The sequence below is a fragment of the Neobacillus drentensis genome (assembly GCF_036965425.1).
GTDB lineage: Bacteria > Bacillota > Bacilli > Bacillales > Cytobacillaceae > Neobacillus > Neobacillus drentensis_F.
On record NZ_JBALPP010000145.1, the window covers coordinates 1 to 12,435 of the forward strand.

Annotated in this window: 12 protein-coding genes and 1 riboswitch; of the genes, 4 read left to right on the forward strand and 8 right to left on the reverse strand. The window is 40.3% G+C overall.

All coding sequences use genetic code 11. The features are described 5' to 3' along the window. Positions 1 to 455 precede the first annotated feature (455 nt). On the forward strand, positions 456 to 2,876 hold the full coding sequence (locus V7161_RS27680) for a cytochrome P450 (RefSeq protein WP_335716013.1): 2,421 nt from the start codon (positions 456 to 458) through the stop codon (positions 2,874 to 2,876). A gap of 54 nt (positions 2,877 to 2,930) precedes the next feature. Here the strand turns inward: V7161_RS27680 and V7161_RS27685 are convergent, their stop codons facing one another. After that, a complete protein-coding gene (locus V7161_RS27685) occupies positions 2,931 to 3,359 on the reverse strand; it encodes a MarR family winged helix-turn-helix transcriptional regulator (protein ID WP_335716014.1) in 429 nt (142 codons plus the stop codon). A 194-nt stretch (positions 3,360 to 3,553) separates the two neighbouring features. Between V7161_RS27685 and V7161_RS27690 the strand changes: the two genes are divergently transcribed. Both V7161_RS27690 and V7161_RS27695 read left to right on the forward strand, forming a co-directional pair. Next, the gene (locus V7161_RS27690) at positions 3,554 to 4,009 is read left to right on the forward strand and encodes a CBS domain-containing protein (protein ID WP_335716015.1); all 456 of its coding nucleotides are present in this window, start codon (positions 3,554 to 3,556) and stop codon (positions 4,007 to 4,009) included. Between the two features lie 37 nt (positions 4,010 to 4,046). Further along, a complete protein-coding gene (locus V7161_RS27695; protein WP_335716016.1) occupies positions 4,047 to 5,291 on the forward strand; it encodes an MFS transporter in 1,245 nt (414 codons plus the stop codon). 286 nt (positions 5,292 to 5,577) lie between these two features. Here V7161_RS27695 and V7161_RS27700 read toward each other — a convergent pair whose 3' ends face one another. The 7 genes from V7161_RS27700 to V7161_RS27730 all read right to left on the reverse strand — a co-directional run bounded on the left by V7161_RS27700 (position 5,578) and on the right by V7161_RS27730 (position 11,070). Further along, complete coding sequence (locus V7161_RS27700; RefSeq protein WP_335716017.1) at positions 5,578 to 6,420, reverse strand: aldo/keto reductase; 843 nt, start codon at positions 6,418 to 6,420, stop codon at positions 5,578 to 5,580. A gap of 119 nt (positions 6,421 to 6,539) precedes the next feature. Next, on the reverse strand, positions 6,540 to 7,262 hold the full coding sequence (locus V7161_RS27705; RefSeq protein ID WP_335716018.1) for a sirohydrochlorin chelatase: 723 nt from the start codon (positions 7,260 to 7,262) through the stop codon (positions 6,540 to 6,542). A gap of 28 nt (positions 7,263 to 7,290) precedes the next feature. Continuing rightward, a complete protein-coding gene (gene cysC, locus V7161_RS27710; RefSeq protein ID WP_335716019.1) occupies positions 7,291 to 7,890 on the reverse strand; it encodes an adenylyl-sulfate kinase in 600 nt (199 codons plus the stop codon). Positions 7,891 to 7,902: 12 nt separating this feature from the next. Continuing rightward, positions 7,903 to 9,051: a sulfate adenylyltransferase gene (gene sat / locus V7161_RS27715; RefSeq protein WP_335716020.1), complete on the reverse strand. Its 1,149-nt coding sequence runs from the start codon at positions 9,049 to 9,051 to the stop codon at positions 7,903 to 7,905. Positions 9,052 to 9,056: 5 nt separating this feature from the next. After that, complete coding sequence (locus V7161_RS27720; protein WP_335716021.1) at positions 9,057 to 10,229, reverse strand: inorganic phosphate transporter; 1,173 nt, start codon at positions 10,227 to 10,229, stop codon at positions 9,057 to 9,059. After that, positions 10,162 to 10,878, reverse strand: a complete 717-nt coding sequence (locus V7161_RS27725) for a phosphoadenylyl-sulfate reductase (RefSeq protein WP_335716022.1) — start codon at positions 10,876 to 10,878, stop codon at positions 10,162 to 10,164. Before V7161_RS27725 ends, V7161_RS27720 begins: the two co-directional genes overlap by 68 nt. 81 nt (positions 10,879 to 10,959) lie before the next feature. Continuing rightward, positions 10,960 to 11,070: a YezD family protein gene (locus V7161_RS27730; protein WP_223588674.1), complete on the reverse strand. Its 111-nt coding sequence runs from the start codon at positions 11,068 to 11,070 to the stop codon at positions 10,960 to 10,962. Between the two features lie 113 nt (positions 11,071 to 11,183). After that, a riboswitch (SAM riboswitch) is annotated at positions 11,184 to 11,284 on the reverse strand. A gap of 165 nt (positions 11,285 to 11,449) precedes the next feature. On the opposite strand from V7161_RS27730, the gene V7161_RS27735 reads away from it, so the two are divergent. Next, complete coding sequence (locus V7161_RS27735) at positions 11,450 to 12,307, forward strand: MBL fold metallo-hydrolase (protein ID WP_335716023.1); 858 nt, start codon at positions 11,450 to 11,452, stop codon at positions 12,305 to 12,307. Positions 12,308 to 12,435 lie beyond the last annotated feature (128 nt).

Consider the following 12,435-nt stretch of genomic DNA (forward strand, 5'->3'; position numbering starts at 1 on the left):
AAAGCGCCGAGGAGGCTCAAGGACCTCCCCGCGGAAAGCGAGTGCCCGGAGAGGAAATCCACAGGCCAGATAGCAGAGACAATCAAATCGTAAAAAATTGCCATGAAAAATTATAAATTTTGCATTAGATATTCTGCCAAAATAATAATTCGCTCTCCGAAGTATTGGGGAAGGACATAATTAACGAAATCAAATAACACAAATTAAATAGACATGTATTTCTTTCTTTTTCTTAGATTGTCTGTTTTGTAACCGTTTGCAGTTGTTCAAACCCTATTATCAAAACATCGGAAGATGCCGAAAGTAAGAGTTTTGTCGAAATTTATCTAAATCTTTAATTTTCTGACATCTTATATTACCAACACAGACGTGTTATAATCTATGTAAATATTATTTTAATATTATAAATTTTGAAAATCGGTTAAATTGACAGGAAGGAAGGTCCATAAAAAGACATGGTAACTAATGAGAACGCTGCAATTCCGCAGCCTAAAACGTACGGCCCGCTTGGTAACCTCCCGCAACTTGATGTACATAAACCAACACAATCCATCATGAAACTTAGCTATGAATACGGTCCAATTTTTAAACTGAAATTTCCAACAGGGACTGGTATATTTATTTCTTCTGCTGAATTAGTTGAAGATGCATCCGATGAGTCGCGTTTTGATAAGCTTGTCAATGCACCGTTGCAAAAAGTACGATCCTTTTCCGGTGATGGTCTTTTTACGAGCTGGACTAAGGAGGAAAATTGGAAGAAGGCTCATAATATTCTCCTCCCTAGCTTTAGTCAAAGTGCCATGAAAGGATACCATTCGATGATGGTGGATATTGCAGTCCAGCTCATCCAGAAATGGGCCAGGTTAAATTCTGACGAGAGTATCGATGTGTCGGAAGATATGACCCGTCTCACGTTAGATACGATTGGTTTATGTGGATTCAATTATCGCTTTAACAGCTTTTACCGTGAAAAACCACACCGTTTTATAAAGAGTATGAGCCGTGCTCTTGATGAAGCAATGAATCAAAGCAATCGTCTTGGCTTACATGATAAATTAATGGTAAAGAAAAAGCAGCAGTTTAAGCGTGATATTCAATACATGTTTTCATTAGTGGATCAAATCATTGAAGAACGTAAATCGAGTGAAGACCATGACGCGGAAGACCTGCTATCACGAATGCTTAACAGTGCGGATCCAATTACAGGTGAAAAGCTAAGTGACGAAAATATCCGCTATCAAATTATTACATTTTTAATTGCCGGACATGAAACAACAAGTGGATTACTTTCCTTTACCTTGTATTTTCTAATGAAACATCCTGAAATCTTAGCAAAGGCATACCATGAGGTAGACAGAGTACTAACTGGTACTGTTCCAACGTATCAGCAAGTTCGCAGTTTGAAATACATTCGCATGATTTTAAACGAGTCCTTAAGACTATGGCCTACAGCACCGCTCTTCTCTCTTTATGCAAAAGAAGACACGATGCTGGCTGGGAAATATCCCCTTAAGAAACGGGATGTTGTCAATGTATTTAACCTGAAACTTCATCGTGATACATCAGCATGGGGCGAAGATGTTGAGGAATTCCGACCAGAAAGATTTGAGGATCCAAAAACCGTCCCTCACCATGCCTATAAACCATTCGGTAACGGCCAACGGGCATGTATTGGACAACAATTTGCGATGCATGAAGCTACATTATTAATAGGGATGATTTTAAAGCACTTCCAGCTGGTTGACCATACCAATTATCAATTGTCCGTTAAAGAAACCTTGACGCTTAAGCCGGACGGATTAACGATGCAGGTTCGTCCGCGTGAATCCCAAAGTGCGGCTGCCTTATTCCGAAATGAGACCGGTAATGAAATGACTAATCCAAAGATGGATTTAGCTCCGGTTAATCAATCCGTTATTGGTTCGCACAACACCCCATTTCTTGTCCTATATGGTTCAAATATGGGTACAGCAGAAGGGATTGCCAAGGATTTGGCGGTAACAGCTCGTTTCAAAGGTTTCCAAAGTGAGGCTGCACCACTCGATGGGTATGCCGGCTCCCTGCCTAAAGAAGGGTTAGTAGTAATTGTTTCCTCTTCCTATAATGGCAACCCGCCAAAAAATGCCCGCAAATTTGTGAAGTGGCTTAAAGAAGATGATACAAGCTTAAATGGAGTTCGTTATGCTGTTTTTGGATGCGGTGACACCAATTGGGCAAGCACCTATCAAAGTATACCGAATTTTATAGGTGAAAAGCTGGCTGAAAAAGGTGCCACTCGATTAGTACCAAAGGGGCAAGGAGACGCCAGCAGCGATTTTGAAAAGCAGTTCGAGGAATGGCATGAACAATTTTGGCCAAATGTCATCGAGGCATTGGGTATAGATTTCAAGGAAGAGCCTGATCAGCCTATCAATGGATTAACAGTACAATTTTTAAATGGGGATTCCCAGCCTCAAGAAACGGAAAATATCCAAATTGAGGAGCTTCCTCATAATTCAGCGGGACTAGTGGAACGCGCACTCCACCGTTATGGTTTGGGCGGAAATGACCAATTAGTTTTAAAAGGAATGAAACATAGTGCTACACATCTTCCATTAGATTTTCCAGTTCGTGCCTGGGATTTGCTAAGCTTTAGTGTTGACCTTGAAGAGACTGTTACTCATGAACAACTTCAGGAACTTGCTTCCTATACAGTATGTCCTCCACATAAAAGAGAAATAGATGCTCTTCTTAATGAGGATGCATACAAAGTCCATGTTGTTGATAAAGGAGTTTCAATGTTATCCTTATTAGAAAAATATCCGGCATGTGAGCTTCCGTTTGAAAGATTTATTGAGCTTTTATCGCCAATGAAACATACAAGTAAAACAAACTAAAAAAAGAGGCTGACCAAAAGTTGTATTATCGACTTTTTGCGTCACCTCTTTTTTCTAATCATTAAGAACGGATTTATTATATTTTTTTAAAAGAATGGCAAATGTTTGTCGCTCATCATCTGTCCAGTTTCTTGTTACTTCTCCTACTCTTTTCATTCTCATATGTTTATCTTCTTTTAATTCCTTTAAACCTTGTTCCGTTATCTGAAGCGAATAAGCTCTCCCATCTGTTTCATCCGGAATCCGATACAATAAGCCTTTTTGTTCTAAAGAAGCAGCTTGTCTGCTTACAGTAGAAATATCAAGTTGAAATTCACCAGCCAAAGCTTTCACTCCGGCAGCACCTTTTGTATCTATTTGATGAAGTAACAGATAAGCAGAGCGGTCAAGATTGCCAATTTTTTTATGAGAAGTGGCAGAAGTAATTCTGCGAATGAGGACTGCTAATTCTAATTCAAGGATTTCCAAAGAATCATCATACATTTTTTAAACTCCCCCACCTATACTGATTTTCTATGAATAATGATAACATACTCCGATGAGCAAATGTACTACAGGACAATTTTGTATTATCGTGTAGCACTATTGACACTTCGAATAATAGTTGTATAATACAATTATATACTTTCATTATACAACTATTTTTAAAAAAAAAAAATTTAGAGGGGGGAAAAATAATGCACGCCAAAGATATTATGGTCAGCCATGTATATAAGGTAAAGGAAAATGATACCGTAAGATCTGTTATCAGTAAATTTATTGAGAATCAAATAAGCGGACTTCCAATTGTTAACGATAGTAATGAAATAGTTGGATTTATAAGTGATGGAGATATCTTGCGTTATATTGGAAAACATGATGATCATATCGTGGACAGCTTTTATTATGCCTTTGTTATAAAAGGCGACCAGGAAGAATTTGAGGAGAGAATAAAAAGGATTTTAAATTTAAATGTAATGGAAATTGCCAAAAGGAAGGTTTTCACAGTGTCCTTTGAAGAGGATATTGAGAACATTGCTGCTTTTTTAGGAAAGAAGCAAATTAAGAAGGTTCCTGTCGAGAAAAATGGGGTATTGGCAGGAATAATTAGCCGTGGAGATGTAATTAGAAATTCCTTTAAGGCTTTAGTTTAATTTCAAAGGGAGACTTTATAAAAGGGGAGAAATTTGGATGTCGTCAACAACTCAATCAGTTTCATCAAGTTCAGCAAAGGGTTCATCGGTAGTAAAATCCGAATCTAGTTTATTAAAACAGCCTAAGGCTGTCTGGGCCGTTTTTTTCGCTTGTATTATTGCCTTTATGGGTCTTGGTCTAGTTGACCCAATCCTTCCGGCAATTGCTGAGAAGCTGCATGCTTCACAAAGTCAAGTAACCCTGCTATTCACCAGTTATAATGCCGTTATGGCTGTGGCGATGCTGATTACTGGGATGATTTCGTCAAGACTCGGAATTAAATGGACTCTGATGGTGGGGATCGTTATCATCGCTGTTTTCTCTGCTTTGGGTGGCTTTTCAAATGGTATTTGGGCACTTGTTGGGCTCCGTGGAGGATGGGGTTTAGGAAATGCCTTGTTTGTAGCAACAGCTTTAGCAGCGATTGTGTCGCTCTCAAATAGCGGAACCGCCAAAGCGATTATCCTCTATGAAGCGGCTATCGGACTTGGAATCTCTGTCGGTCCCCTTCTAGGAGGCTGGTTAGGCGCCATGTCATGGAGAGGCCCTTTCCTTGGTGTCGCATCCTTAATGGTCATTGCCTTCTTTGGTTTATTAATCTTAATGCCAAAAGCTGCATCACAAAATGCAGTGAAAACTAAAACATCCCTGTCCGATCCGTTTAGAGCCTTGAAACATCGTTCATTGCTTGTTTTCGGTATCGCTGCTGCTTTATATAACTTTGGATTTTTCACTTTACTAGCCTTTGCACCATTCGTTATGGGCTTGGATGAACATGGATTAGGCTATGTTTTCTTAGGTTGGGGAATTTTATTAGCTGTTACTTCGGTTTTCATGGCACCAAAATTACAGGCTCGCTTTGGAACCATTAAATCTATGTGTGCAATGTTAACTTTGTTTGCTCTTGTTTTAGTTGCAATGGGTATTTGGACTTCAACACAATGGGTAATTATTGCAGCAGTTATTGTGGCGGGGGCATTATTAGGTAATAATAATACTCTCATTACAACTGCTGTAATGAATGCGGCCCCTGTGGAGCGGTCAACTGCATCTGCGGCATACAGCTTTTTACGCTTTATCGGCGGTGCGATTGCTCCTTATACAGCTGGAAAGCTAGCGGAGATTTATAACCCATCCGTCCCATTTATTGTGGGAGCAGGATTTGTATTAGTTTCTGTGCTGTTTATCTGGTTAAATAGCAAGCATATTAAACATGTGGATGATATTGGGGTTGGGCATTAATACAACCAAAGGATCTGCCATAGCGCAGGTCCTTTTTTAAATTATCGTCGTGACTGTGACCGAGGGGCTCTTTTTTTACCTCTGAAGGGCACTCTGACTCTCTCATAGTGACTGTCAGCATCTTTTTTTACCTTTGTCGGTCATTCTGACTCCTTCACAGTGACCGCTGGCATCTTTTTCTACTGCTCACGGGCATTCTGACTCTTCAATGCAAATGCAGTACATATCTTTTCAATAAAAAAACCAGCAAAAAGTACAAGACTTTTTACTGGTTCATTATCGGTTTCTACTCACTAAAACCATACGACATATCGTCCGGATCGGAGCCTACGCGTTCATCCTTGTTGAGCCCATCAATTTTTTCCATATCCTCTAAAGATAATTCAAAATCAAAAATATCGGCATTTTCAATGATGCGCTGCTCTTTGATAGATTTTGGAATGGTAACTACTTTATTTTGGAGATCCCAGCGCAAAATCACTTGAGCTGCGGATTTCCCATACTTTGCAGCAACCTCAGTAATCACTGGATCATTTAATAGCTGCCCTTGTTTAAGCGGTGACCATGCCTCAAGCTGAATACCTTCCTTTTGACAAAAAGCAAGCAACTCTCTTTGGGAAAGATGTGGATGATATTCGACCTGGTTAACCATTGGTTTAATTTCGGCATCCTTAAGTAAGTCCTCTAAATGATGCACCTTAAAATTACTTACACCAATTGCCCGGACACGACCGTCTTTATATAGCTTTTCAAGCGCTTTCCACGTTTCTTTATACTTGGTTTTTCCTGGCCAGTGAATGAGATAGAGATCCAAATAGTCCAGCCCAAGTTTCTTTAAGCTAGTTTCGTAAGCCTTTAGAGTGGATTCATACCCTTGATCAGAATTCCATACCTTAGATGTAATAAACAGTTCTTCTCTTGGTACACCTGCCTCTCTAATCCCTTGGCCTACGCCCTCTTCGTTTTGATAAATGGCAGCTGTATCAATGCTTTTATAACCATTTTTAATCGCTGACTTAACAGATTCAATAACTTCGGAACCTTCCTTTACTTTAAAAACACCAAGTCCAAACCATGGCATTTCAACACCATTATGTAAGGTTGTTGTATCCTTTAAACTTGTTGGCATTGATATTCTCCTTTCTTTCGCATAAAATCTCCTACTTTAAACACTATAATAAGTTGTGAAATTTATCCAAGAACTATGCTCAAAAATAAAGCACCCAAAAGAGTGCTTGTCTGAAATCTTTATTCTATTGCTCGTTGAATAACAATATCCTCAATTACACGATGCTTACTTAATTGCCCCGTATGTACAATCTGCTGACCACGATTTTGCCATTTGCGTACCTTTTGATTTACTTCATTTAATAGAAGACCGGAAAATAATAAATATGGGACAACAATCACCCGTCCGGCAGCGCCGTTGCAAATATTTTCTAAACCTTCATCGAGTCTTGGCTCAGCTGCTGCCAAAAAACAAACGGAAACCCGCTCCACACCAAGACGCTGACGAATACCAAAAGAAATTTCTGTAAAGGCATCATGAATACTGGAATCACTGCTTCCTCTCCCGACAATCAGGATAGTATCGTTTGAAGATAAATCTGATACAGTATCTCTAACAAGCTCAGCAATACCATCAAGGAGGATCCTCTGTACTCCGAAAGGATCCTTTACCTTTATAGGAATGTGTGGATAATTTTCACGTAAGGCAAAAATAATATTAGGGATATCTTCTTTTATATGACCAGCAGCTAAAAGGAACAGCGGAACAACAGTTACTTCTGTTGCTCCCCTTTCCACACATCGCCGAAAGCCCTCTTCAATAAATGGGTGAGTCAGCTCGAGGAAACTGACTTCCTGAATCGGAACATTAATCCTTACCATTACCCTTTGGATAAAGGATATGGCTTCCTCCGCCCCTTTTTTTGAACGAGTTCCATGGCCAATGTATAGAATCGCCTTCACGGTGACTGCTCCCTTCGCTCGAAACCTTCTAAATTATGTTCTTCTCTCGGAGGTAATTTAATACCTGCTCCACTGCTTCTCCAACCGTAAGCAGATTAGAATGAATGGTGATTTCCGGTTTTTCAGGGGCTTCATAAGGAGAATCAATCCCTGTAAAATCTTTAATCTCACCACGGCGTGCTTTTGCATAAAGCTGCTTAGGATCGCGTTTTTCACATTCTTCGATTGGACAGCTAACAAAAACTTCAATGAATTCTCCCTCTTCAAATAAATCCCTTACTTGTTCCCGATCGGAGCGGAAAGGAGAAATAAAGGCAGTTGTGACGATCTTCCCGCTATCCACGAAAAGCTTCGCCACCTCCCCAATACGGCGAATGTTTTCTGTTCGGTCATGGTCTGAAAAGCCAAGGTCTTTGTTTAAACCGTGGCGAATATTGTCACCATCTAGAACATACTCATTAATTCCTTGACGGAACAATTCATTGGAGACGGCATTTGCGATAGTCGATTTGCCAGAACCAGAAAGACCAGTAAACCAAAGTGTACAGCTTCCGTGTCCATTTTGTGCATTGCGATCAACTTTCGAGATAGTTGTATCATGCCATGTGATATTCGTTGATTTACTCATCTTAGTTCACCCTTAAACAGTTGTTTTTTCTCTCATGCCTTCAATTAGAACTTCGACCACTTCTTTTCTGCTGAAGGTGGACGGTGGAAGCTGTCCGGCACGAAGTAATTCTCTAACCTTTGTACCTGAAAGAATCACACGATCTTCCTTACCATGCGGGCAAGTTTTATCCGATGCCATACCATCGCATTTTGTGCAGTAGAAGCTATGCTCAAAGAATAAAGGTTTAATTCCAAGTTCCTCTTCTGTAAAATTGCTAAAAATGTGCTGCGCATCGTAGGTTCCATAATAGTTGCCTACTCCGGCATGATCACGGCCGACAATAAAGTGGGTGCATCCAAAATTCTTCCGGGCAATCGCATGGAAAACCGCTTCCCTAGGACCAGCATAGCGCATTGCGGCAGGGTAAACTCCAAGCTGAACACGTTCTTTTGGATAGTAGTTTTCTAGTAATACACGATAGCTTTTAAGGCGGACATCTGCTGGAACATCGTCAGACTTTGTTTCACCAACAAGTGGATTAACAAACAGTCCATCGACCGTCTCAAGAGCAGCTTTTTGAATATACTCATGGGCACGGTGAATAGGATTACGAGTTTGGAAACCAACTACAGTCTTCCAGCCCTTTTCTTCAAATAACGCACGGGTTTCCTTTGGCTCGAACCAAACATCTCCGAAAACGCCTTTTTCCGGTTTTTTAACTAGGACTACATCACCTGCAACATAAACAGGGCCTCTTTCAAATAGACGTTTCACACCAGGATGAGCATGTTCATTTGTCTTATAAACTTCAAGTGCTTCTTTCTCTAAGTCTGGCTCATACCATTCAGAAACCTTAATGACTCCATAAACTTCATCATTATATTTTAACTTAATTTCTTCCCCCGCAACTAGCGTACCTGCAAATTCATAGGATACAGGCAGGGTAACAGGAATTGACCAAATCGTATTATCCGCCAAACGCATATTGCTTACAACTGACTCATAATCTTCTTTCCCAAGGAATCCTTTTAATGGACTAAAAAGGCCAATGCCAATTAATTCAAGGTCACTTAATGCAATCGCATCAATATTAAGTACTTTTTCAACATTTGAAAAATCATAGTAAGGATCAAAGGCTTCTACAAGCTTTCCTCCATGAGGTTTTGGTAAAAATGACATAATGATCAACCTTTCTTTACTAGTTTAAATTCATTTGTGATTGTTGTATTAGAAGCCGCACCAGACGGTGAAGACTTTCTCATTAAGGATAGAACTCCGAAAACGGAGATGAGTGCACCTATCATTACAATGATTGGGTAAAAATTTTGGACAATTACTAATTGGATGATCGTATAGGAAAGCACCATTGATAATACCGGTGAAACAATCCAAACTTTCAATAACTGTACAACGATGTCCTTTTTCAAAACGGATTTCCCATGCTTGGCAAAACCAATTCCTATAATCGAAGACGTAGTGATTTGCGTTAAAGGCACCGGTATCCCGAATATGGAAGCAGCAGTGACAATGCTTGCTCCAGTACCTGAAATGACACAGCCTTCCTCTAACTTAAGCGTAGTAATTTTTTTGCCATTTGTTTCAATCACTTTGTGACCAAGAAGGAAAGCACCTAAGGCAACCGCCAGACCGCCCCAAAGAACTCCACTTCCTTTAGACATTAAACCAGCAGCCACTAATGGTCCAACAGCATTTGCCACATTGTTCATTCCAGCTGAAAAGGCTTCGAACAATCCCATGATGATAACCATAACTGCTAAAATGGGTCCAGCATTTGACTTTTCAACAAAGGACTTTATTGGTTTTATTTTCAAAAAGCTGGCAGCAAGGATGGCAATCACAAAGGCTGCAAACGGTGTGAACAGCCAAAACAGGGCAATCCATAAAAGCTTCCCTAAGTATACCGATTGATAAACAATGCCTGCGCCAACCACAGAACCTACTGTCACTTCACTGGTGGATAGCGGGATTCCAAATACATTTGCTAAAAATAAGGATAAGGTTGCTGCAGCTAACACAATTAAGGCAATAGCATTTGTGAAAGTACTACTTGGAACAATACCGCTGCCAATTGTTTTGACAACCTCTCCACCACCAAGCCAGGCACCCAGGAAGACTACTATTCCACAAAGGAACAAGGCCACTTGTTTTTTTATTACTCCAGCACCATAGGAAATTCCCATTGAGGCGGCTGCCCCGCTGGCCCCAATATTTACGGCAAAGAATAATCCGATGGTAACAGCAATGATTGTAAGCGTTAGAACCCCCTCCTTACGATGAGTGCAAACCGCACTCAGTCTTGCTGCTTCCAGTCCAGCGCCCTTCACGTGAATCACCATTAGAGCTTACAGCCTGAGTACAAGGAAAACATCCTATACTTGGATAATTACGATCGTGCAGTTCGTTATAAGGAAGGTCTTTTTCGCGGATATAGGACCAGACTTCATCCCATGTCCAGTGAATCAATGGACAGATTTTAATATTTTCAAACTTGTCATCCTTGTTTAGAAATTGAGTATTCTGCCTTGTTGGTGACTGCTCGCGGCGAAGCCCCGAAATCCATGCTTCCTTCTGGGTCAGCGTTTCCCTTAACGGAATTACTTTTCGAATTTGACAGCATTGGTTTGGATCGCGTTTCCATAAAGCTGATCCATATTGGGCAGATTGTTCATCCAATGTAAGCACCGGCTGTTTCTTTTCAATTTTCAATGTTGGGAAACGGGCTTGGATTTTATCAATGACATCATAGGTTTCCAGAAAATGCAGCCCTGTGTCTAAAAAGACGATATGGGCATCCGGTTTTACCTGTTGAATCATATCAATTAATACAATTGCTTCCGCACCAAAACTGGATGCATAAACAATTTTCTCTTCTGGGTAATTGTTATAGGCCCACTTTAGAACGCCAAGAGCACCCTTCGTTTCATCTTCTATAGAAAACGAATCGGAAATTTGATTCCAATTTTCATAAGTTACTAAACTCGTCATTTCTTATTAGCCTCCTCTCAGTCTATAAAAAAAGCAGTCTTCCATCAGAATTTTGGTGAAGACCGCCTCTAGTTTATCTAGTCAGCGCGTTTTATTTGATTGAAGACGAACCTTTTCATTTTTCTCAATTTGTATTACCTTGCCATCTTGAACCACTAGGGTGATGGATCCGAATTTTAATGTGCCAAGCATTTGCTCAAGGTGTGAAGCAATTTCTTGCCATTCTGATGGTTTCAGATTATTCGCCCCCCTTTTCACAAAAACGCCTCTCCCATTAAGGAAAGGCGTCTTCACTTATGTAAAACACCTTATCTCTCAAAATGAGCACATTTTGCTGGAATTGGCACCTTTCTTCGTAGGTTGCCGGGCTTCAACGGGCCAGTCCCTCAGCCGCTCTAGATAAGCGATATTTAGTTGATGTCATTAATCCTACTATACCAATAGGGATTCGTCAATATAAATGATTAAAATATTTTAACAATTTATTTTGTTTAAAAAACTGCGATTAGAATAATTAAAGGTTGCTGGGAAAAAACTACTTTCAAACCATTTAATGAAAAGGAGATTCCCAATGGATAATGAACTATCGTATGGAGATGATTATAAATTTATTCCCGCCACTTCAATAGGAAGCGGCGTCGGGATTGATGTATTACCAGATTTGTATTGTCACACCATTCAGATTGTCAATATTTGCTTTGTAGGTAACCCTGATTCAAAGTCATTTGTCTTGGTTGATGCGGGAATGACCGGTTCAGCAGATGAAATCATCTCGGCAGCGGAGGAGCGTTTTGGAGCTGGGAGCAGGCCGCAAGCGATTATTTTAACTCACGGACATTTTGACCATGTGGGTGCGATTATAGAGTTAATGAATCATTGGAGAGTCCCAGTTTATGCGCATGAAATGGAATTGCCTTATTTAACAGGTAAAGAAAGCTATCCAGAACCAGATTCGACTGTAGAAGGCGGAATGGTGGCGAAGATGTCTCCTTTATTTCCAAATGAGCCAATCAATCTTGGAACGAGAGTTGAAAAACTCCCTTCTGATGGAAACGTTCCACATTTGCCTGGATTCCGCTGGATCCATACACCAGGCCATACCCCTGGCCATGTTTCCTTTTTCAGAGAGGAAGACCGTGCTTTAATAGCCGGTGATGCTTTTATTAATGTAAAGCAGGATTCGTTGTATAAGGTCATTACTCAGGAACAAGGGATAAATGGGCCCCCGAGATACTTTACCACCGATTGGCAGGCAGCCTGGGAATCAGTTAAAAAATTGGAAGCTTTGAAGCCCACTGTAGCTGTAACTGGCCATGGATTGCCAGTGACTGGAGAAGTATTGGAAGATGGATTGAAAAGACTAGTGAGCGAGTTTGATCGAATCGCTATTCCGGATTATGGTAAATATGTAGATGGTAATTTGCATTAAAAACAAAGTTATTATAAGTTCGGTGTTTTCATTTACCTTTTAAGTTTGTTTTTGGGGTTGTCGGGTAATGAAACGCTCTTTCATTTACCGCCGATGCCTACTTTTTTGACTTTCGGGCAATGAAACGC

Bases quoted from the DNA above. Each gene is read 5' to 3' on its own strand.
- sat (WP_335716020.1), bottom strand. From the start codon at position 9,051: ATGTCATTTTTACCAAAACCTCATGGAGGAAAGCTTGTAGAAGCCTTT.
- V7161_RS27680 (WP_335716013.1), top strand. From the start codon at position 456: ATGGTAACTAATGAGAACGCTGCAATTCCGCAGCCTAAAACGTACGGC.
- V7161_RS27700 (WP_335716017.1), bottom strand. From the start codon at position 6,420: ATGCCAACAAGTTTAAAGGATACAACAACCTTACATAATGGTGTTGAA.
- V7161_RS27690 (WP_335716015.1), top strand. From the start codon at position 3,554: ATGCACGCCAAAGATATTATGGTCAGCCATGTATATAAGGTAAAGGAA.
- V7161_RS27730 (WP_223588674.1), bottom strand. From the start codon at position 11,070: ATGCTTGGCACATTAAAATTCGGATCCATCACCCTAGTGGTTCAAGAT.
- V7161_RS27685 (WP_335716014.1), bottom strand. From the start codon at position 3,359: ATGTATGATGATTCTTTGGAAATCCTTGAATTAGAATTAGCAGTCCTC.
- V7161_RS27735 (WP_335716023.1), top strand. From the start codon at position 11,450: ATGGATAATGAACTATCGTATGGAGATGATTATAAATTTATTCCCGCC.
- V7161_RS27695 (WP_335716016.1), top strand. From the start codon at position 4,047: ATGTCGTCAACAACTCAATCAGTTTCATCAAGTTCAGCAAAGGGTTCA.
- V7161_RS27725 (WP_335716022.1), bottom strand. From the start codon at position 10,878: ATGACGAGTTTAGTAACTTATGAAAATTGGAATCAAATTTCCGATTCG.
- cysC (WP_335716019.1), bottom strand. From the start codon at position 7,890: ATGAGTAAATCAACGAATATCACATGGCATGATACAACTATCTCGAAA.
- V7161_RS27720 (WP_335716021.1), bottom strand. From the start codon at position 10,229: ATGGTGATTCACGTGAAGGGCGCTGGACTGGAAGCAGCAAGACTGAGT.